We start from the raw sequence: 20,421 nt of genomic DNA on the forward strand, positions 1-20,421 counted from the left end.
AAATAGAAATTATTAAATGTTGTACCAGTACAAAATAAATTATCCTCAGCATTACAGCGTTTTCACGGAAAAATGAATATGTGTTATAATTCATTTTAAGAATTCTTTGTAAGTAAATGGGGTGAGATAAAAATGAAAACCTTTAAACTGGTTGACCTGAACGTGGAACGAGTGGACAAGGAAGAAAAGTCAATTGAACAGTTTCCCCTTATTGACGGACTGATTATCAATAAAGAAGACGGCGAAAATCACTGGCTGATTGAAGCGCTTGTTCCGAAGGAACACTTGTCTTTTTTTGACCAGCTTCAAAAAAAACAAGCTGAAGTCAAAGTGTTTGTGACGATTACGAAGAAAAGCAACCGCCCCGCCCAGCTGACTGCAGCTGTGAAGAATATTGCTGAACTGGAAGAAAGCATCTCGGTTTTAATTTACGGACAAATGGTGACAAGAAAACAGCAAGGCACTGAAACCATTCTGGAATCTCTTGTAAAAGAGGGCTATACAGGAGCGAGGCTGATTGAAGCGTTTAAGCAGAAGATATAAAAGAGAGTGGAAATCATCCCCTCTCTTATTTTACATTTGCTGAGGTGACACGTATGAATAAGCGAAAAATTCAAGCGGTTGTTTTATCACTTATCGGCGCAGCTGTCCTTTTGACATCAAGTTTGCAAACACCTAGAGAAGCTGTTGCTGCCGAGAAGCGTCCCAATCTAAAGAAGATGAATGTCGATGAATTTTTCACTGATCACGACGGAACTTTTATCTTACTTGATCTGAAAAACGAAAAAACATTCGTCTACGGCGATCAACGCGCGACACAAAGATTTGCGCCGCAATCGACTTTTAAAGTCCCAAATGCGCTGATTGGATTACAAACAGGCGCCGTTAAAGATGAATATGACATCAAATACTGGGACGGTGTAAAACGTGAGCTCGACGTATGGAATCAGGATCACACGCTAGGATCTGCCATGAGATACTCCGTTGTTTGGTACTATCAAGCAATGGCCCGAGACATCGGAGAAGAGCGAATGAAGGAATGGATTGATAAAATAGCGTACGGCAATCAAGATATCAGCGGCGGCATTGACCAATTTTGGCTGAGCAGCACGCTTAAGATTTCTCCTCTGGAACAAACGGACTTTATGGAAGCCTTATACAAAGAAAAACTGCCATTTGATAAAAGCGTAATGAAGACAGTGAAGCGGATGATGATTCAGGAAGATGAGGATCATTATACGCTTTATGGAAAAACCGGTTCAGGCTCAGGCATCGGCTGGTATGCAGGCTTTGTCAAAACCGAAAACGGAGTGTACAGTTTCGTGACGAACATTGACGGCACCGGCACAGACGCGAAAAGCATGACAATGGACATTTTGAAGAAATATGTTCTGCATTAGAAAAAAGACTGCCTTTTCATAAGGCAGTCTTTTTTTATTCACTTATAATCAAAAGAACGATTTGAAGCTGTTTTGGAAAATTGCTCATACACACACATCATCACATTCCGCTAATCGATTTGTCATTTGTATGACCGACAGTCTCAATCAATTTTCCTTTCACTGCGAGACGTCCTTCGGTTTCCACAGCTTTGTCGCATGTGATTAATGTAATTTCCTTTTCTTTTGTATCCTGAATCACATCTGCATCTATTTCAGAAATCATTTTTATTGATGTCACAGAGTACATATATTCTTTTTTGAAATCTGTGATTACAATTTTGGCGCCTTTTTTTATGTTGGCCAGAGGTCCGAATAAAAGGCTCTTCTGCTTCAGGTGATGGCCTGCCAATGGATAGTTTCCCTCGCCCATATTCTGATCCGGACGCATTGTTGCCGCTCCGATCAACAGGTTTTCATTGGTGGTGCCTTTTAATATGGGGAGCTCCAGATCCACACTTTCAATCGTGATCCTGCCGATTATTGTCTTCGGATCACGATTGAAGCCCGCATTTATAGCTTCCGATAGCGTGGGCGGCTGTATAGAATCGAAATCAAATTCTGCTTCTTTCTCATTATTTTCTTGCAGCTGTTTCACAGTCAATTCCGACTCATACTGATTTTTGCTAAGGTAGGCGATGAGACTTCCTTTTATGAAAGGAGAAAAGATAAGCAGCAGGCCGGAAAGAATAAACACCGCAATGATTATCTTTTTATACATGCAGTACATTCCTTTCTTATGTGTCATGCTATGAGAGATGATCTGTTTAAAAAAGCACCTGATCGAATCTTCAATGATCAGGTGCCATCACATTTATGCCTTTCTTTGTTTCTTTCTTGAGACATGAGCCAAAGTTCCGCCTGCTAAGAGCAGAAGAATGCCGATCATAACTGGCACCGTACTGTCTGTATCACCGGTTTTTGGAAGAGAATTGTCTGTTTTTGTGTGGCCAGCTGTATCATCGGCTTTTGGATGTGAATTGTCTGTTTTCACATGACCATCTGTACCATCGGTTTTTGGATGCTGTCCATCTCCCTTCATATTTTTATCCGGTGTATCATTGCTCGGCGTTGGCGTTTTTAATTTTTGATTAGAAGCGACAACCTCAACAGGTTTTGACTGTCCTTTTTCAATTGTGAATACAATTGGTGTACCATCCAGTTTATAGCCATCGGGCGCCTTCGTTTCGATCAGCTGGTAGCGTCCCGGTGCAAGGCCTTTAATAGTGAATTGTCCATTTGCATTAGTTTTCCATAATTTAGAGATGCCTTTGCCGTAGCCATCAGTTTTTACAGGCTTGCCGTTGGCGTCCAATAACTTGAATTCAGCATCCTCTAAAACGGCTTTTTTATCGTCTTGATCCACTTTTGTCAGTTTCACGTCGCCTGGTGCCAGTATGTTCTCTGCGGTGATTTCAACTGACTTTGTTTCAGTGTTGGTGATCTTGAACGGTATTGGCGTTTTATCCAAACTGTAATTCACTGGCGCTTTTGTTTCGACAAACTGATACTTGCCTACTTTGAGACCGTGTACGCTAATCTGTCCTTTGTCATCAGTGATGAGACCGGATTTCAGAACTTTGCCGTTGGCATCAGTCAGATTAAACTCCGCTCCTTGAAGAACTTTCCCTTTATCATGTTGATCCACTTTTGTGAGAACGACACGGTTCACGGTGTTAACAGCTGTTACTTCAACTTGTTCTGGTTGGCCGCCATGTTCAGCCTTAATGGTGAACGGCACCGGGCTTTCGGATAGGAGATAGCCGTCTGGCGCCTGTTCTTCAACAAATTGATAACTTCCCGGAGCCAAACCTGCAACCTCAATTTTACCGTCTTCTTTTGAGACAAGGTCAGCTCTTACCGTGTTTCCGTTGTGATCAACAATTTTGAAAACTGCACCCGCTAATCCTTTTTCGTCTTGATCTACTTTCGTCAACTGAACGGAACCTTTATAGTTAACGGCTATCCCGGCATCTGCTGATTCCGGCTTTCCTTCTGCTGATTCGGAGATGGTGAACTCTTTTCTCTCTGTATTCAGCACATATCCCTCAGGCGCTTTCGTTTCAACAAAAGCGTATCGTCCCGGTGCGAGGCCTGAAGCAGTGACTTTTCCGTCTTTATCCGAGGTCAGCTCTTCTTGAACCGTATGCCCTTCATGATCAACAATCTTGAAGACGGCCCCTTCCAGTTTCTGCCCTTTGGCATCTTCCTTCACCAGCTGAACGGAGCCTTTATCGTTAACGGCTATCCCGGCATCTGCTGATTTCGGCTTTCCTTCTGCTGATTCAGAGATGGTGAACTCTTTTCTCTCCGTGTTCAGTACATAACCCTCAGGCGCTTTCGTTTCAACAAAAGCGTATCGTCCCGGTGCGAGGCCTGAAGCTATGATCTTTCCGTCTTTATCCGAGGTCAGCCCTTCTTGAACCGTATGGCCCTCGTCATCGACAATCTTGAAGACGGCCCCTTCCAGTTTCTTCCCTTCAGCATTCTCCTTCACCAGCTGAGCGGAGCCTTTATCGTTAACGGCTATCCCGGCATCAGTTGATTCCGGCTTTCCTACTGCTGATTCAGAGATGATAAATTCTCGTTTCTCGGTGTTTAATACATATCCGTTCGGGGCTTTCGTTTCGACAAAGGCGTATCGTCCCGGCGCAAGGCCCGAAGCCTCTACTTTTCCGTCTTTATCCGAAGTCAGCTCTTCTTGAACTGTATGGCCTTCGTCATCAATAATCTTGAAGACGGCCCCTTCAAGTTTCTGCCCTTTGGCATCTTCCTTCGCTAAATAGGCCCTTCCTTGATAATTGACCATTTCTCCCAATTCTACGTCAGACACTTGATTCTTACCATTCTTTGCGATTGAGAAATGAATCGCCTTCGTATTTACGATAAAGCCAGCAGGGGCTTTCGTTTCTGTCAGGCGGTAATAGCCCGCCGGCAAACCATTCATTTCGATTTTTCCGTTTTTATCGCTTTTGATATCCGTTTCTATCAAAGTATAGGTGCCGTTGCTCGCCTTTTTCTCCAGCTTGAAAACAGCACCAGCTAAAGGATTTTTTTGTTCGTCTTTTTTGATAAGCGTCACCTTGTTCTGTTGATTTACGACTTTGTACAGTGCTCCTGTCTTGGAGGAGTTGCTGTCTATCTTAACAGAGACTCCTTTTGCATAAGCATCGCTGATGGTATATCCGTCAGGCGCTTTTACTTCTTTTAATACGTAAGAGCCGTAGCGAATATTTCCGAATGTAAGCTTACCATCGGCACCTGTTGTGCCGTTGCGCAGGAGCTGCTTGGCATCTTCAGACCATAACTGAAACTCTGCTCCTCCAAGAGCTTTATCGTCCTCTCCTGTCTTTAAAATCGTCAGGCTTCCTTTTTCTCCAGAGCCGGAACCGTCGCCGCTTGAAATGGCAACAAAGATCGAGCTGCTGGTTTCTTGGGTCTGCTCCTTCACATTTGTTCCAGAAATGGACACCTTATTTTTAACGTGCCCGTTCGTGCCGGCTATGTTAATTAGAGACCGGTATTTGATCACATAGGCACGGTCAATTTGCTTATAGCTACCTATGAATTGCAGGGCAAACGATTGTTCACCTGTTGTATTGTCGGTTTTGATGTCTACCATGTAGTCTTTGTCTTTTTGGAGCTCGACATCGCCCGCGGTCAGATTTCCGCTGCTGTCTTTGACCACACCGTTTTCATCATATTTTGCTTGATATACTTTAAAAGAATCTGCATCTAGTATTTGATTATCATCCGGCGTGTCAATAACTTTCACGTCATCCAGCGTTGATTGGCTGGAGTTGACGTTGATATTCCAATCAATGTAGCTGCCATTTTGTTTGCCGCCTTTGAAAACCAGGTTTCCTCCGTTCGCAACCGAAACAGAACCCGTCAACGTGCGGTCTGCATGACCGTCATTATAGTATGTTGCCTTGTTTGTATACTGGTTCTGATTAATGACCTGTCCTTTGAGTGATGTCTTAAACTCAATCAGATATGGTACAGAATCACCTGTTTTAAGATGTACCGTCAGAGTGCGTTCATTATTCGAAGAAGGCTCTTCGATATCATACTTGGAAGGGTCAAGCGCGTCTCCTTCTGTGATGGAACCGTTTTTATTGATCGTATAACTCTTAACCACAACGGAACCCGGCACAAATTGCTGAGGATCTGTTATGGCATCTTTGATATAAGGGTTTTTCGTCGGCTCGCCGTTATAGTTGACGCCGATTTTCCACGTGATTTCCTTTGAAACCGCGTTATATGAACCGTTTTTGAACCCATTATTTGAAGTCTGATGATTCGGCGTAAAACCGCTTGATACCTTATTCGTGCGCTCATTGCCGTTTTGATCAGTCCATGTCGACTGAGCTGTATTCTTAACACTTTCGTTAGAATAATCGGCATTGAAAGTTGTCGTATAAATGATCTTAAATTGACTGTCTGTTTTTGCGTAATCCCCGATCAATGCCAAAGTAAAGCCTTTATGATCAGGTTTTTTTGTGAAGGTGTAGTCTTTGCCTTCCTGCAAAGTTTTGTTATTGGTTGTGTCTTGAATCTTGAATGACCCATCAATTAACGCCAGCCCGCCGCTGTCGAATTGATCATCTAAAGTCCAATTGTTCATTGTATAGCGATTTTTATTAACTGTGATCGTCCAATCAACCGTCTTCTTCTCATAATCTACGTTTGAATATCCTTTGATGAGATTCTGCTGAATGGCTATGCCGGAAGCTTCTTTTGAATCCCCTGTTCCGGTCACAACGCTATTGGTGTATGTTGTCGATTTATCAATGATCACTCCGCTGTTGACCTTTGTTTGATATGTGATTTTGTAAGCGCTGGTAATGGTTTTATTAAATTTGATTTCAAATCCGTTTCCATTATCGGTCAGCGTGTAGTCCTCGCCTTCCTTTAAAGGCGTTCCCGCTTGCTCGCTCCCGTTCTGTCCAAAGGTAATAGGAATAACCTTCAAAGAGTCTTTCACGAGGTGCAAATCGCTAGTTCCAAAAGAATCCTTAATGCTGGCCTTGGATTGATCGATCTGTTTCTCACCATAGTTGTATGAAAGAGCCCAGCTGAATGTTTGAGATTCTCCATCATAGCCTGTTGATGATTTCGCGATCATTTTTCCATATTTGGCCGCAACAGTGGCGTCGGCAGAAATGGGTTCCAGGTTGTCTCCGCTGAATGCTGCCTTGTTCGTCAGCGTTAGATTTCCGCCTTCACTCGGCTTTGCACTATTGTCAATGTCGGTTTCGTATAAAAGTCGGTAGGCTGAATCAATTGTCCCGTCAAATGTGACATTTCCTTTAGAATCAACGCTGTAGCCGGAAGAAACTTCATTTCCTTTGCTGACAGAACCATCAATGTTCACATTGAGTTCATACACTTTAACTGAACGGTAGATTACGCCATCTGGAAGGCTTTCCGTGAGTTTGGCATTCTTGACTTGATCCAACTTTTTATTGACATCGACCGTCCATGTTACTTTACCGGGGTTGATCCCTTTATCCAGTACACCTGATTTATCAATGGTTTTACTCACATTTGGCTTAAAATAAACCGTTGTTTCAGGAGTATCGGAGTTTACAGGGAATGGAATCTTTTGTGTTGTCGATCCCGTTATTTTTTTCTCGTTGAACTGCGTATTGATAACCAATGTGCCTTTGACATTAGAACTTTCTTTTACCTCGCCGTTAAATGTCATCACTACATGTCCGTTCGTATCAATAGAAAATGTCCCGTAGGTGGTGTCTCCGGCGCCTAACGGCAGGTTTACAATGTCATTATGCATAATAAATTCTTTAGGCAAATCAAATTCATATTTATCGCCGGAGTTGATTGTTTTTCCTAAATCGTCAGGAATAGCCCAATCAATTGAAATTTTCACCGGAGAATTCGTATCGGCGCGATTGCCCTTGTCATATGGCTCGCCGTTTGCGTCCGTCAATGTCACGCCGGTTAAAATATGTTGTGTGATTTGTTTTTCTTCAGTTTGCAAGCTTTTGAAAGCTGATTGACTTGCGGATGACACTTTTTTTGAATCATCACTCTTCGAGGATTCGCCGCTCTTAGAGTCATCTGACGGCTGCTGTTCTTTCTCTTTTTGATCCTTGCTGACTGAAGGTGCAGATTTGTCATCTGTCCCTTCCTGATCACCCGCAGTATCAGAAGAGTCGCTTTTTGGCTCTTCCGCCTCGGCATCTGGTGTCTCCTCTTTCTTAACAGGGATGATCACCTGCTGGGTTTTGCCTCCCCCCAGATGAAAAAGGGCTGCTGTATGTTCATCATCTTTTACATCTGCAGTAAATTTAGCTGACAGTGTAATGGTCCCCTGGGCATCAGGGGAATCCGCGGATGCAGTTGTTAATTTTACCGTCATGGTGCTACTGCCCGCCGGCACTTGATAGCTGCCGATGACCTGATCAGCTGATTTGATCTGACCTTCTGCACCTTTATCAAATGTAAAGCTCTCAGGTATCTCCACATTGATACCCTGTTCGCTGTCTGCTTCTTTATCTTTTTTCAATGACCATTCATATGTCAGTGTCACTTCATCCCCCGGCGTTAATGCCGGTTCGTTTCCTTTTGACCCGTCAACAATCTGATTCTTACCGTCCTTGACCGTCACTGAATCGAAAAAGTGGCTGTCACTTGACGTTACATCCACAGCCTGTGCGGTAAGAGTATAGCTGGCGATCTGGCTGAAGAAGAAAAAGATCGCAAGGCTTATGATCATAATGATCCGCCCGCTTTTTTTCAGCCCTAAGGGAAAACTCCTCGTTCTCACCTTTTCATTCCTCCCTTTCATATCTATTTTTCACTTGCCGATTGATACGCGAGACCATAAAATCATGTCTCATCCCCCAAAATGAACTGCTAATGCCGAATGAGTTTCAAAACGAAGATTTGCCATCCGAACCAAACTACATTGTATGAAATGGAACTATACAAATTCTGTACATCAAAAAAGTGAATCAAGTAAATTGAGGATTTGAAGTTTCGACATATGACGAGGGCCTTCCCTTTAGATGACATGTACAAAAAAACCAGTGTGTATCGAAAGGCAATCGACACGCACTGGTTTAGATATATTTTTTGCTTATTTAATTAATCTGATCTTTTATTTGTTTGTAACGCTGATATTCCTTTATCGCCTCTTCTACCTTCCCGTTTTTGTTAAATACCTGCATTTTGTATTGCATAATTTTATGATCGAAAGGTTCAATTTTCTCAACCTGCAGGCAAATGTCCAACGCATGACTGTAGTTCATTTCATGCATGAAAAAATCAATCAGTTCATAAGCCTTGCCTATCCACAGTTGGGCAAGACGCGTTTTCTCCGGTTCTGCCCACAAGTAGCCGTGCTCCATAAAGTAATGATTTTCGTATGACATTAACATATCTATGTGCTGGTTTAATGTAGTTGTATTAAGCGGCGGAGCCTCTTTCAGTGATTTTTCCCATTCAACAACATCAATTTTCACGCCTGAAAATCGAAGAATATATCCTGTGTCGGTCTTCTCGATTGATTGGCTGAAAGGAACCTGTCCGATTAATTTCCGTATTTGGTAAATGGTTGAGTAAAGCTGGGTGCTTGCTTTTGAAACATCATAATTGGGCCAAAAAAGGTCGATTAACACGTCTTTACTGACTATACGTCCTTGATTATGAAGTAAAAAAGCATAGATCTCACGCGCCTTGGACGTTCTCCACTTGACTGGAATATTTGTTTTGACACCCTTTAAGGTTTGATGAAACTCCAGGCTTCCAAAACATTGAATGAAAAAATGCGCATCGGTATTTTCTGCAGGTGTTCTAAGCATGTTATTCGTTCTGATACGTTCAACGGTTGTCTCCAGCCGCTTGTCATTTACAGGCTTCAGCAAGTAATCTATGGCATTCAATTCAAACGCTTTTATAGCAAATTCATTATAAGCCGTGATAAAAACGACTTGGACGTTTTCATTCAGCGATTGAATTGTTTCAGCAAGCTCAATGCCATTTATTCCGGGCATTTCAATATCAAGAAACACTGCATCTACAGCAAGGATCGCCGCATGCTCCAGAGCTTCAAGCGGATCTTGAAATGCCATAATGGTTTGAAAAGCGTTTGTCCGTTCAAGCATATTCTTAAAATGAAGCAATGCCAGATGCTCATCATCAACAATTAACGCGTTCAAAAACACATCCCACCCTATATGCAAATCGAAATATCAGTAAATAATTCTATTATATCATGCCAAATAGACCCTTTATTTGAATTATTTTTCTTTCTATTGTAGTTTTTGATAGCTTGAGATTACAATATTTACAAAGAAATGGGAATAGGAATGATCCTATTTGAAAAGGGGACTTAATGTTGAAAAAGAAATATATATTTATTTCGATTATTACAGGTTATGCAGCTTTCTTTATTTTATTTACGGTTATGAATCACCTGTCTGGTACAACCCTTCCTGAAGCGAGAGATGGGGTTATTCATCTGGAGAATTGGAATTTTCAGAAGGATGGAAACATACAGCTGAACGGAAAGTGGACATTATATCCAAATCAGCTGCTGTCGCCAAAAGATATCCATTCAGCCAAAGGGAAGGACCCAATATTTGTCGATGTCCCCAGCAATGTAGAAATCGTGAAACAAGGTATCAATGTGGATTATGGCACATATAAGCTAATCATCCGCTCGAATCAAGACAATCAGATGTTCGGAATCAGCACGTCTTTTATTTACAGTTCAAATCGTATCTATCTTAATGGAGAGTTAATTGGCCAAAGCGGCAGCCCTGCAAACAAACCAGATTTCACGGCGCAAAACAGACCGTATACGAGCTATTTTAAGATACATAAGGGCGAAAATGAACTCATTTTACAATACTCAAATTTCGGGAAATCGCCGGGATGGGGGATTGCAAAGCCGATCACTTTTGGAACCCAGGAGCAAATATTACGTGAAAATAAGATTTCCTTTCTTAATGATTCTGTTATGATTACAGCTTTTTTCATCACCGGATTATATTTTCTCGGTTTTTTCCTGCAAAGAAAAAAGGATAAGCATTTATTGTTTTTTGCTGTGATGTGTCTTCTTTTTTCGTTCATTATTCTTTTGATCGGAAAAGAACGGGTCCTGTATCTTCTCTGCCCCTCAATTTCATTTGTATTGTATAAATCTTTGACGGCAGTTACTACGGTGCTTGTCAGCATTGCTGTTTTTCTTTACCTCTATTTTGCTTACAGGGAGATTGTTTCAAAAAGATTTATACTCGCAGCGACTGTTGTCTCTGGAATCATTCTGGCCACAGACTTTTTATCCGGGCGTTTTATAGACCATGTCTCGTACATATTACATTCTGTATTAGCCGTTTCGACTCTGATTTATATTACGTATATTTTTACAATTGCTGCGATCCGCAAAATGGAAGGAAGCTTATATCTTACAATTGCATCTATATCCATGAGCTCTTTTGTCATTTTAACCACCATTTCCGCTTACAGCGGCAAAACGGCTTTTTCATTTAATTCGATTTATTCAGTGCCCACAGTCATCGCTTTGCTCGCGATTGTTCTTTTGATGGCGCAGCAATTCGCCGGCGCTTTCCGCGAAAATGAAGTCCTGACACGGAAATTACTCAATATTGACAGGCTAAAGGATGAGTTCATTGCCAAAACGTCGCATGAATTTAAAACGCCGCTGAACAGCATTATTAATATATGCCAGACCCTGCTGGCCGGCAGAAGAAAAAGAACGATAGAAGAAGAGAAAGATAATATGCAGCTTGTCATCCGCATGGGCTACAGGCTCTCCAATCTGGTGAATGACATCCTCGATCTAGAAAAAATAAAGCAAAACATGCTGCAGATTCATCCGGTTCCCGTTGACATTCATACTGTGATTTGTTCCGAAATGAACTTTTACCGGCTTTTGTCTAAACACAAAAACCTCAACATTGTGAACCATGTACCAGCCGGCCTTCCTATGGTACTTGCGGATGAAAACCGTTTTCGGCAAATCTTAACCAACCTTGTAGACAATGCTATAAAGTATACACCTGAGGGACAAATCACACTCTCCGCTGTCAGACTCAATGATAGAACGATCAAGATGACAGTAGCGGATACCGGAATCGGCATTCCAGAGACCGATCGCCAAACCATATTTGAATCTTTTCAGCAGGCTGAGATGAATAAAGACGACGGGGCCGGCCTCGGTCTAAGCATTGTGAAACAGCTGGTAAAACTCCAAAACGGAGACATTTGGGTAGAATCAGAAGCGGGGAAAGGATCGGCATTCCATTTCACATTGCCTGCCGTTCAAGGTAATGTTGTGCCTGAAATAAAAGATTGGCTGCCTGAATTGCCGTCCGGAAGAGATATGTCAGATATCTCTTTGAGTACGCCTTTTTACTCTGAGAAAATTGATGCTGCAACGATTTTGATTGTCGATGATAATATCGAAAGCTTAAAAATTTTAAACGACATGCTCCAAGGTGTTCCTTATAACGTAATCGCAGCAAAAAACGGAAAAGAGGCGTTAGAAGTGGTCTCACGATCTAAACTTGATTTGGTTATATTGGATCTGATGATGCCGGATATGACTGGTTTCGAGGTCTGCATGACCATTCGGGAACGATCCAGCATGGTTGACCTTCCTGTCCTGATCGTTACAGCAGCCATTATCGGCCATGACAAGTACAAAGCTTTTCATGCCGGGGCCAATGACATTTTGCAAAAACCTTATCATTACTCTGAATTTATGGCGCGTATTAAAAACCTGATTATGATGAAACATACAGCAAACCAAGCGACAAATATGGAGATGGCATTTCTGCAATCGCAAATCAAGCCACACTTTCTTTACAATGTGTTAAACACGATTATTGCTCTTAGTCATTTGGATATTGAAAAAGCGCGTGAAGTAACGGCTGAATTCACCAACTACTTACGGATGAGTTTTGATTTCCGAAACACATCGGCCATCAGTTCGTTCAGAAATGAGCTTTCTCTCATCAGTTCCTATCTTTCTATAGAAAAGACACGCTTTGGCGTTCGGCTGAACACCCTTTTCGATATTGATGAAGACATTGACTTTATACTTCCGCCTTTAATGATTCAGCCGCTGGTGGAAAATGCCGTCCATCACGGCATCAGCAAAAAAAGAAGCGGAGGATGGGTTAAGCTGACAGCAAAAAAACAAAGCAGCAACGAATATTACGTCCAAGTTGAAGATAACGGTGTTGGCATTGCGCCGGAAAAACAAAAAGATATCCTGTCTCAAGACTTCGATCGCAGCGTCGGACTGAAAAACATCAACCAGCGGCTCAAGCATTTCTGCGGCAGTGAATTGAACATCCGCAGCACCCCGGATGCCGGCACAGCTGTCTCGATGGTGATACACATTAATGAAACCGCAGATTCTCCTAAATTCATAGGCTCGTCTCCGGATGCAGAGGGACAATAAACAATACGCAATACCTTGGCCTATCAAAAAAGACCGCCGTCTCAGACGGCAGTCTTTTTTTATTCCGGTGACCTTGTTTGCTGCTTCAGCAGATCTCTGATTTCTTTCAGCAGCTCCTCTTGCGCATCTGCCGCTTCCGCCTCAGTCTCTTCTTCCGCTTCTTTCTTGCGCTTTAATTGATTCAAAGTCCGAATCACAATAAAAATAGAGAACGATATGATTAAGAAATTCACAATGGTTTGAATGAAGCTGCCGTATTTGACGACCGCATCACCGAATGTAAAGGACAGCCCCGAAAAATCAAGCCCGCCCAGAAGCAAGCCAACTAAAGGCATAATGATATCATTAACGAGCGATGTGACGATCTTACCGAACGCGCCCCCTATTACAACACCAATCGCAAGGTCAACAATGTTCCCGCGCATGGCAAAGGTCTTAAACTCTTTCCACATACAAATCACCTGCTTTTTTTGTTTTAAAAGAAAAAAAGACAAATGTGCCGCTGCCCATCTGTCTCTTTTCACTTACTCGCCGAGGGCAAAAGTCAGTTCAACTTCGCAAACCACTTCGCCGTCAACTTTGGCAACGCCTTTTCCGCGCCCGATTGTGCCTCTCGCACGAGTGATTTCCACCTCAAGGTGAAGCTGGTCACCAGGTTTCACTTGTTTTTTAAACCGGCAATTGTCAATGCCTGCAAAAAACGCCAATCTGCCGCGGTTTTCTTCTTTAATCAGCATCGCAACAGCCCCGACTTGAGCAAGCGCTTCTACAATTAATACGCCGGGCATCACCGGATACTGTGGAAAATGTCCGTTAAAGAACTCTTCATTAGCAGTTACATTTTTATAGCCTTTTGCCCGTTTGCCCTCTTCAACTTCCGTAATCCGGTCTACGAGCAAAAACGGATAGCGGTGAGGAATAATTTCTTTAATTTGCTGAGTATCAAGCATTCTCTTGACATCTCCTTCATCTGCGTTAGTATGTATAGCAATCATGTATGATCTAATCTGTACATTTGAAAAGTATATTATGAATGAACCTCTTTTTCAACCGGCGCCCAAAGTGTAACCAACTGTCAATGAGGACCGTCAAAAGTTGTGATATGATAATTATAGATTTTACCATTAGCAAAGAGGTAGGAAAATGATTTCGAAGTTTATTGAAAAAAGAATTCAAAAAATGTTAAACGAGTGGTATACCGCTATTGGCAAACGTAAAATGGATGACGCAGCAGCGCTTAAAGAGAAAATCGACCAGCACCTTCCGAAACTTAAAAAGAACACAAAACTTTGGATGCGTTATCAATTGTTCCTCGCACGCCATCAGCTCCTTTTTGAAAACCAGGACGGGCTGGATCCATTATTCCATGAATTATATGAACAGGAAGACAAAATGGATGATGAATTGAAATATTATCTGCATTTTTTCTCAGGATTATATGAAATGGTCAAAACCGCTCCGAAGCATGCGGTGAATGGTTTTAAAAAAGCTGAGCAGCACCTGCACGCGATTCAAAACGCATTTGAAGCCGCTGACTTTTATTATCAAACCGCCGGCGCCTATTACTTGATGAAATCACCGCCGCTTTCCATCCAATATGTTGAAAAAGCATTAAATATCTACTTGCATCAATTCGGCTATGTCAAAAAGGTGATCAGCTGCAAACTGCTCCTCGCTGTAAACTATATTGATCAAGAGCGCTATGATGAGGCTGAACAGCTTTTCAAAGAAATTATCAGGAAAACCCAGCAGGTAAATGACGATAATCTGCTGTGCCACGCTTATTATAATTTGGGCTTTTTAAAAGCAACCGAAAAGAAAGACCATGAAGCGCTTCTCTACTTTAAAAAGGTATTGAAGAATCATGAATTTGAAACCAATTCTCCAGTATCCTATCTGCACTGCGTGTATGAATCCGTCAGGGCTCTTTTTAAAACAGAAAAGATCTCAGAAGGAAAAGCGGTTTTGCAAAAAGGGAAAGAATTATCTGAAAAGGTAAACATTCAAACAATTCAATTGAAACTAAAAACACTTGAAGCGCTCTATACGTCTGCTGAAGATCCTTATGATACCTTGCTTGAATATGTGCTTGAACTAGAAAAAATCGAAGCTTGGGTGGATTTAGAGGTGCTTTTGGAGGACATCACGGAATACTACAAAAAAAAGGACGATTTCGAAAAAGCCGCCTTTTTTATTATGCGCGGCTGATTGAAAACGCCTATCTCTCTATTATCTGACAGAATTAATCAAACCGAGCATCTGATCACCCATTGTGATCGTTCTGCTGTTCAGCTGATAAGAACGCTGAGACGCAATCAAATCTGTCATTTGCTTAGAAATATCCACATTAGACATCTCAAGCGCACCCTGCTGCATGCCGATGGTTTGTCTGTTTGCGCCATTCAGCTCTTCAAAGGCTGCTGCATTATCAATGGAGAAAAAATTATTCCCTTCGGATTTCAGCTCTTGAGGATTGTTCACTTGGACAACCCCGAGATTAAACCGCTGCACCGTATTCCCGTTAGATGCGGTTAAGGTCCCGTTTTCATTGATCGTGATTTTTTTCATTGAGCTGTCTATGTTTACTGCATTGCCGTTTTCATCAAGCACGGGATGACCGTTGCCTGTCACGAGCTGAAGCTGGTTGGCATTATCAGCGGAAGGCGAAAAATAAAGCGCTCCGTCCCTCGTATACTGGCGATTGCCATTCACGTTCACCTGGAGGTATTGGTAAGGAGACGTAAAAGCGATATCCAGATCGCGCTCCGTCTTCTTAATGCTTCCTTGATCGGATACGAGCCGTGAATTCATCATCGCTCCGACGCCAAGGCGCAAGCCGGGCGGCGTTTTTCGGGATTGTGCCACTTCTTCATTTTTTTCATCAACCTGATCGAATTGCTGTCTGACGAGCTCAGAGAAATTCGTATCCTTAGCCTTATAGCCGGTTGTGTTGCTGTTGGAAAGGTTGCTGCTGATTGTGTCAATCTGCTGCTGCAGCTGGTTTAAGGTTGTTGATGCCGTTAGCATTGACCTGAGCATAGTTGATGTCCCCCGTTTTTTCTTCCGTTATCTTATATTTTTCCGATCTCATTGGCTGCTTTGTCCATACTTTTGTCATACGCTTGAATGACCTTCTGGTTTGCTTCAAACGATCTGTACGCTTCAGTCATTTCTGTATAGGCGCTCGTTACATCAACATTCGAAAGCTCAGAAACGCCTTGTTTTAATGAATAGGATACTTGGTTATTGCCAGCCGCACTCGGCAGGTCATTTCCGTCAGCCGTGCTGTACAAATCATTGCCATCTTTTTTTAGATTTCTGACGTCCTCTGCCATTCTGACATCAATCTGTCCGGCTGTCCGTCCGTTCGCAGTAACAGTACCGTTTTCAGACACAGTGAAATTTTCATTATCGACCGTAATCGGCTGTCCTGTCGTTGATAAAATGGTATTTCCGTTGATTGTCAGCTGATTGTTCTCATTTAAAGAAAACGTGCTGCTTTTGGAATAACGGACCCCATTCGCCGTTTGAACCGGATAAAAAAGGGCCGCATTTTCATTTGTTTCTGCATTTACCGGAACTTGATTTTCAATCAATGTGATGTCTGTAGGCTGATCCGTCGACTTAAGGCTTCCCTGTGTGAAAAGAGGCTTAAGCTCCTGCATATATACACCGGTATTAACGGAACCGATTTCTGTTTTCGATGTGCCGGCCGGAGATTTTGCTTCAATTCTGCTGAGAAGCATCTCAGGGAACGCGCGCATCGAGCCTTGTTCTGCTTTATATCCGGATGTATTTGCGTTTGCGATATTATTTGAAAGCATTTCCGTTCTGCGCTGCTGGGCAATCATTGCGGAAGTTGCGGTATATAATCCTTTTAACAAGTTTTCCACCTCTAAAATGGCATTTTTTCCAGTTGTCATGTAGGAACATTCGTTCTATAATACAAATAAGTATTTTATCCTATTATCGGCATTTCCCATCAATTCGTGAAGAGTTTTCATAAAAAAACCCCATTCTTTTTCAGAATGAGGTTTGAGTGATCAGCTTAGTTTGCGTTTAGGAAGCTTGTCCATATTATCAAGCATAACACCTGTGCCGACCGCCACACAATCCATTGGATTTTCAGCGACAAGCACCGGAACCTTCAGCTCTTCAGCGAGCAGCTGGTCGAGGCCGTTTAAGAGCGCGCCTCCGCCGGTAATGATAACGCCGCGGTCAATGATATCAGCGGACAGTTCAGGCGGTGTTCTTTCAAGCACTTGTTTCGCTGCCTGCACAATAACAGCTACAGATTCACGAAGGGCTTCTTCTACTTCTTTGCTGTTTACTGTAATTGTTCTTGGAAGACCGGAAACCATGTCCCGTCCGCGAATGGAAATTTCTTCGTGACGTGCGTCTGGGAAAACTGTTGCGACTTTAATCTTAATATCTTCCGCAGTACGTTCGCCGATCAGCAGCTTGTACTCGCGTTTGATGTAATTTAAGATTTCCATGTCAAACTTGTCCCCAGCCATTTTAATAGAAGAGGAGGTGACAATATCGCCCATTGAGATGACTGCGATATCCGTCGTCCCGCCTCCGATGTCTACAACCATGTTACCGCTCGGCTGGAATATTTCCATACCCGCGCCAATAGCGGCAACTTTCGGTTCTTCTTCAAGGTACACATGTTTACCGCCGCTTTTTTCAGCTGCTTCTTTGATTGCTTTTTGCTCAACTGATGTAATATTCGTCGGGCAGCAAATAAGCATGCGCGGTTTTGAGAACAGGCCTTTTACGTTCAGCTTGTTAATAAAATGTTTCAGCATTGCTTCTGTTACTTCAAAGTCAGCAATAACTCCGTCTTTCAGCGGGCGAATCGCAACAATATTCCCAGGTGTACGTCCAACCATTCGTCTTGCCTCTTCGCCAACCGCCAGCACTTTGCCGCTGTTTTTATCAAGTGCAACTACGGAAGGTTCATTCAGAACAATTCCTTTACCTTTAACATGGATCAGTACATTTGCAGTACCGAGGTCAATACCAATATCCCTTGCAAACATCTATTTATATCCTCCTTGAAAATCTGTTTCACAGTAAATATCCACATTGTGCCCTAATTATATATATTATCATAAAATATAGAAAAAAAGTTGGAAGCACATTAAGTTCTTTACAAATTTTTGCGGATGATCTGCAAACGATTTCCGGAAGACAATGCAGTTGATTTGTCCTGAGTGATTATGGCTGGCGAACGGGCTCTCCTTCAAGAATTTCATCCTTTTTATACTTGAGTTTTGTTGCTTCTCCTCCTCTTAAATGCCTGATGGATTTATGATAATCGAGTATTTCTTTCACTTCGTTTGCCAAGTCAGGATTGATTTCAGGCAGACGCTCTGTTAAATCCTTGTGTACTGTACTTTTGGAAACACCAAATTCCTTCGCAATGACACGAACGGTTTTCTTTGTCTCCACGATGTACTTTCCTATCTTGATTGTTCGCTCTTTGATGTAATCGTGCACACCACTCGACCTCCCTAAAATGGATGTGAGAAGTGTGAAATGAGATCCGTATTCTGTAAAGAGTCATTCATTATGCAGCTTCTTTGTTGTATGGTTTTAAAAGTAAGTTTGTGAAATATGCCCACGATCCCTCACCTCAAACACTCTCTTTGTTAGGTTTGTAACAGTGTATTAGCATTCTTGCGGGAATATGCTAAAAACTCAATAAGGACAAGGGGTGAAACGAACTTTTCGACTTCGGCTAATTATTTCGCGTCACTAAATTTATATCTTTACATCCTTTCATCGCTCCTGTAAAATGAAAAAAGCAATTAGTTACTTAGGTAAGTTTTTTTAGAAGGAGACCGAAATGACCTACGTCAACAGACACCTCATTCATCAAATCAACCAAAGCGCCCGCCTGATTGCCAAAAAAGCCAATGAACAGCTGGAGCCATTCGGCCTTTACTCATCTCAATGGTCAATTTTATATTGTTTGCGTACGATCGGACCAATGACTCAAAAGGAGATTTGGTCCTATTTAAATGTGGAAGCGCCAACGGTGACCCGGACGATCAAACGCCTTGAAGAAAACGGCTGGGTACAGAGACGGCAAGGTGAAGACAAACGGGAAAAACTCGTTGTCCTCACAAAAGAAGCAGAGAAAAAATACGAAGAAATCAATGTGAAAATGCTTAAATTTGAGGAAGAACTGCTTGCAGATTTCCGTGATGAAGATAAAGAAGCGTTTTCTCATTTATTTCGTTTGTTTTTACAACAATGAAAATAAGGAAGTGACATACATTTGAAAAAGTCTGAACCGATTTGGACCAAAGATTTTATTATGGTCGTTCTCGTGAACTTGTTTGTTTTTGTGTTCTTTTATACATTTTTAACTGTTCTGCCTATCTATATGATGCAGGAGCTGGGAGGTACTGAATCTCAGGGAGGGCTGTTGATCAGTCTGTTCCTGTTATCCGCCATTTTCACACGTCCTTTTTCAGGAGCTATTATAGAACGGTTTGGGAAAAAGAGAATGGCGATTGTATCGATGGCGATTTTTGCCCTTTCGTCTTTTCTTTACCTGCCAATCCATAACTTCTATCTGCTGCTTGGATTGCGGTTCTTCCAAGGGATCTGGTTTAGTATTTTAACCACTGTAACCGGTGCGATCGCAGCTGATATCATTCCGGTTAAACGCCGCGGCGAAGGGCTTGGATACTTTGCCATGTCTATGAACCTCGCAATGGCTATCGGTCCGTTTCTCGGATTGAGCCTGGTGAAAATTGTGCCTTTCTCTGCCTTCTTTACAATTTTTGCGGTGTTTATGATTGTCGGGCTGTTTGTTACATTACTCATTAAAGTGCCAAACAGCATCAGCAGCGGAACGACTGTATTCCGCTTCTCTCTGTCGGATATGTTTGAAAAAGGCGCGCTTAAGATTGCGATTGTAGGGTTGTTTATATCATTCTGTTATTCAACAGTTACGGCATTTTTGTCCGTTTTTGCTAAGTCTATTGATCTATTAAATGTCAGTGGCTACTTCTTTGTATGCTTTGCCGTTACGATGATGGTCGCGCGTCCGTTTACAGGCAAACTGTTCGACAAAGTCGGACCGGGGATTGTGATTTACCCTTCAATCCTGATTTTCTCTGTCGGACTTTGCATGCTTGCCTTTACGCACAGCAGCTGGATGCTGCTATTATCCGGAGCGGTGATCGGGCTCGGATACGGCTCAATCGTGCCGTGCATGCAAACGCTGGCGATACAAAATTCACCGGCACACCGTTCAGGATTTGCGACAGCGACGTTCTTTACGTTCTTTGACAGCGGAATTGCCGCTGGATCGTATGTGTTCGGATTATTCGTTGCTTCCGCAGGCTTCTCATCTATTTACTTAACAGCGGGTCTATTTGTTCTGATTTCTCTTCTCCTCTATGCATGGAGCCAGAAAAAAACGGCTGTCGCCGAACCTGAAGGAAAAGTATCGATTGCAGAATAGCTTGTCAGACTGCCGGAGTTTGCCGGCAGTCTTTT

At 42.4% G+C, this 20,421-nt stretch carries 16 protein-coding genes and 1 pseudogene; 7 read left to right on the top strand and 10 right to left on the bottom strand.

The window, feature by feature from the left end; all coding sequences use genetic code 11:
• The first annotated feature begins 132 nt into the window (after window positions 1–132).
• Together P3L57_RS18080 and blaOXA are read left to right on the top strand one after the other, a co-directional pair.
• Entirely contained in the window at window positions 133–543 is a 411-nt protein-coding gene (locus tag P3L57_RS18080) for a YwpF-like family protein (protein WP_044159655.1), read from the top strand.
• A gap of 53 nt (window positions 544–596) precedes the next feature.
• Complete coding sequence (blaOXA, locus tag P3L57_RS18085; RefSeq protein ID WP_069486813.1) at window positions 597–1,400, top strand: class D beta-lactamase; 804 nt, start codon at window positions 597–599, stop codon at window positions 1,398–1,400.
• A gap of 100 nt (window positions 1,401–1,500) precedes the next feature.
• On the opposite strand, the gene P3L57_RS18090 is transcribed toward blaOXA, so the two are convergent.
• From P3L57_RS18090 to P3L57_RS18100, 3 genes are all read right to left on the bottom strand, one after another.
• Entirely contained in the window at window positions 1,501–2,160 is a 660-nt protein-coding gene (locus P3L57_RS18090) for a class A sortase (RefSeq protein WP_069486812.1), read from the bottom strand.
• Window positions 2,161–2,253: 93 nt separating this feature from the next.
• Window positions 2,254–8,232 carry a SpaA isopeptide-forming pilin-related protein gene (locus P3L57_RS18095; protein WP_069486811.1) on the bottom strand — a complete coding sequence of 1,993 codons (5,979 nt, stop codon included), beginning with the start codon at window positions 8,230–8,232 and terminating at the stop codon, window positions 2,254–2,256.
• Between the two features lie 316 nt (window positions 8,233–8,548).
• Complete coding sequence (locus P3L57_RS18100) at window positions 8,549–9,625, bottom strand: response regulator (protein WP_069486810.1); 1,077 nt, start codon at window positions 9,623–9,625, stop codon at window positions 8,549–8,551.
• Window positions 9,626–10,428: 803 nt separating this feature from the next.
• Between P3L57_RS18100 and P3L57_RS18105 the strand changes: the two are divergent.
• Window positions 10,429–11,739: pseudogene (locus tag P3L57_RS18105) on the top strand (sensor histidine kinase); the annotation flags it as partial.
• 180 nt (window positions 11,740–11,919) lie between these two features.
• Window positions 11,920–12,900, top strand: a complete 981-nt coding sequence (locus tag P3L57_RS18110) for a histidine kinase (protein ID WP_254665049.1) — start codon at window positions 11,920–11,922, stop codon at window positions 12,898–12,900.
• A gap of 59 nt (window positions 12,901–12,959) precedes the next feature.
• Here the strand turns inward: P3L57_RS18110 and mscL are convergent, their stop codons facing one another.
• Both mscL and fabZ read right to left on the bottom strand, forming a co-directional pair.
• Entirely contained in the window at window positions 12,960–13,352 is a 393-nt protein-coding gene (gene mscL, locus P3L57_RS18115; protein WP_044159658.1) for a large conductance mechanosensitive channel protein MscL, read from the bottom strand.
• A 72-nt stretch (window positions 13,353–13,424) separates the two neighbouring features.
• Window positions 13,425–13,850 (bottom strand): 3-hydroxyacyl-ACP dehydratase FabZ, encoded by a 426-nt coding sequence (gene fabZ / locus P3L57_RS18120; protein ID WP_024123116.1) that lies wholly within the window; start codon window positions 13,848–13,850, stop codon window positions 13,425–13,427.
• Between the two features lie 193 nt (window positions 13,851–14,043).
• On the opposite strand from fabZ, the gene rapD reads away from it, so the two are divergent.
• Complete coding sequence (rapD, locus tag P3L57_RS18125; protein WP_044159660.1) at window positions 14,044–15,108, top strand: aspartate phosphatase RapD; 1,065 nt, start codon at window positions 14,044–14,046, stop codon at window positions 15,106–15,108.
• Window positions 15,109–15,129: 21 nt separating this feature from the next.
• Here rapD and P3L57_RS18130 read toward each other — a convergent pair whose 3' ends face one another.
• The 5 genes from P3L57_RS18130 to P3L57_RS18150 all read right to left on the bottom strand — a co-directional run bounded on the left by P3L57_RS18130 (window position 15,130) and on the right by P3L57_RS18150 (window position 18,530).
• Complete coding sequence (locus P3L57_RS18130) at window positions 15,130–15,939, bottom strand: flagellar hook-basal body complex protein FlhP (RefSeq protein ID WP_059335119.1); 810 nt, start codon at window positions 15,937–15,939, stop codon at window positions 15,130–15,132.
• A gap of 32 nt (window positions 15,940–15,971) precedes the next feature.
• Window positions 15,972–16,784 (bottom strand): flagellar hook-basal body complex protein FlhO, encoded by an 813-nt coding sequence (gene flhO, locus P3L57_RS18135; protein ID WP_024123119.1) that lies wholly within the window; start codon window positions 16,782–16,784, stop codon window positions 15,972–15,974.
• Between the two features lie 159 nt (window positions 16,785–16,943).
• On the bottom strand, window positions 16,944–17,945 hold the full coding sequence (gene mbl, locus P3L57_RS18140) for a cell shape-determining protein Mbl (protein ID WP_010332179.1): 1,002 nt from the start codon (window positions 17,943–17,945) through the stop codon (window positions 16,944–16,946).
• A 178-nt stretch (window positions 17,946–18,123) separates the two neighbouring features.
• The gene (gene spoIIID / locus P3L57_RS18145; RefSeq protein WP_010332180.1) at window positions 18,124–18,405 is read right to left on the bottom strand and encodes a sporulation transcriptional regulator SpoIIID; all 282 of its coding nucleotides are present in this window, start codon (window positions 18,403–18,405) and stop codon (window positions 18,124–18,126) included.
• A gap of 14 nt (window positions 18,406–18,419) precedes the next feature.
• Window positions 18,420–18,530, bottom strand: coding sequence for a protein usd (locus P3L57_RS18150; RefSeq protein ID WP_082687840.1), 111 nt, complete (start codon window positions 18,528–18,530; stop codon window positions 18,420–18,422).
• 224 nt (window positions 18,531–18,754) lie between these two features.
• On the opposite strand from P3L57_RS18150, the gene P3L57_RS18155 reads away from it, so the two are divergent.
• Window positions 18,755–19,168 (top strand): MarR family winged helix-turn-helix transcriptional regulator, encoded by a 414-nt coding sequence (locus tag P3L57_RS18155; protein WP_044159667.1) that lies wholly within the window; start codon window positions 18,755–18,757, stop codon window positions 19,166–19,168.
• Between the two features lie 21 nt (window positions 19,169–19,189).
• Window positions 19,190–20,386, top strand: a complete 1,197-nt coding sequence (locus tag P3L57_RS18160) for an MFS transporter (RefSeq protein WP_069486808.1) — start codon at window positions 19,190–19,192, stop codon at window positions 20,384–20,386.
• Window positions 20,387–20,421 lie beyond the last annotated feature (35 nt).

The sequence above is a fragment of the Bacillus sp. B28 genome, assembly GCF_029536185.1.
GTDB classification, from domain to species: Bacteria; Bacillota; Bacilli; order Bacillales; family Bacillaceae; genus Bacillus; species Bacillus halotolerans.

Coding starts and splice junctions, on each gene's coding strand:
- P3L57_RS18080 (WP_044159655.1), top strand. CDS start 133: ATGAAAACCTTTAAACTGGTTGACCTGAACGTGGAACGAGTGGACAAG.
- blaOXA (WP_069486813.1), top strand. CDS start 597: ATGAATAAGCGAAAAATTCAAGCGGTTGTTTTATCACTTATCGGCGCA.
- P3L57_RS18090 (WP_069486812.1), bottom strand. CDS start 2,160: ATGTATAAAAAGATAATCATTGCGGTGTTTATTCTTTCCGGCCTGCTG.
- P3L57_RS18110 (WP_254665049.1), top strand. CDS start 11,920: ATGCTCCAAGGTGTTCCTTATAACGTAATCGCAGCAAAAAACGGAAAA.
- mscL (WP_044159658.1), bottom strand. CDS start 13,352: ATGTGGAAAGAGTTTAAGACCTTTGCCATGCGCGGGAACATTGTTGAC.
- fabZ (WP_024123116.1), bottom strand. CDS start 13,850: ATGCTTGATACTCAGCAAATTAAAGAAATTATTCCTCACCGCTATCCG.
- rapD (WP_044159660.1), top strand. CDS start 14,044: ATGATTTCGAAGTTTATTGAAAAAAGAATTCAAAAAATGTTAAACGAG.
- P3L57_RS18130 (WP_059335119.1), bottom strand. CDS start 15,939: ATGCTCAGGTCAATGCTAACGGCATCAACAACCTTAAACCAGCTGCAG.
- mbl (WP_010332179.1), bottom strand. CDS start 17,945: ATGTTTGCAAGGGATATTGGTATTGACCTCGGTACTGCAAATGTACTG.
- P3L57_RS18155 (WP_044159667.1), top strand. CDS start 18,755: ATGACCTACGTCAACAGACACCTCATTCATCAAATCAACCAAAGCGCC.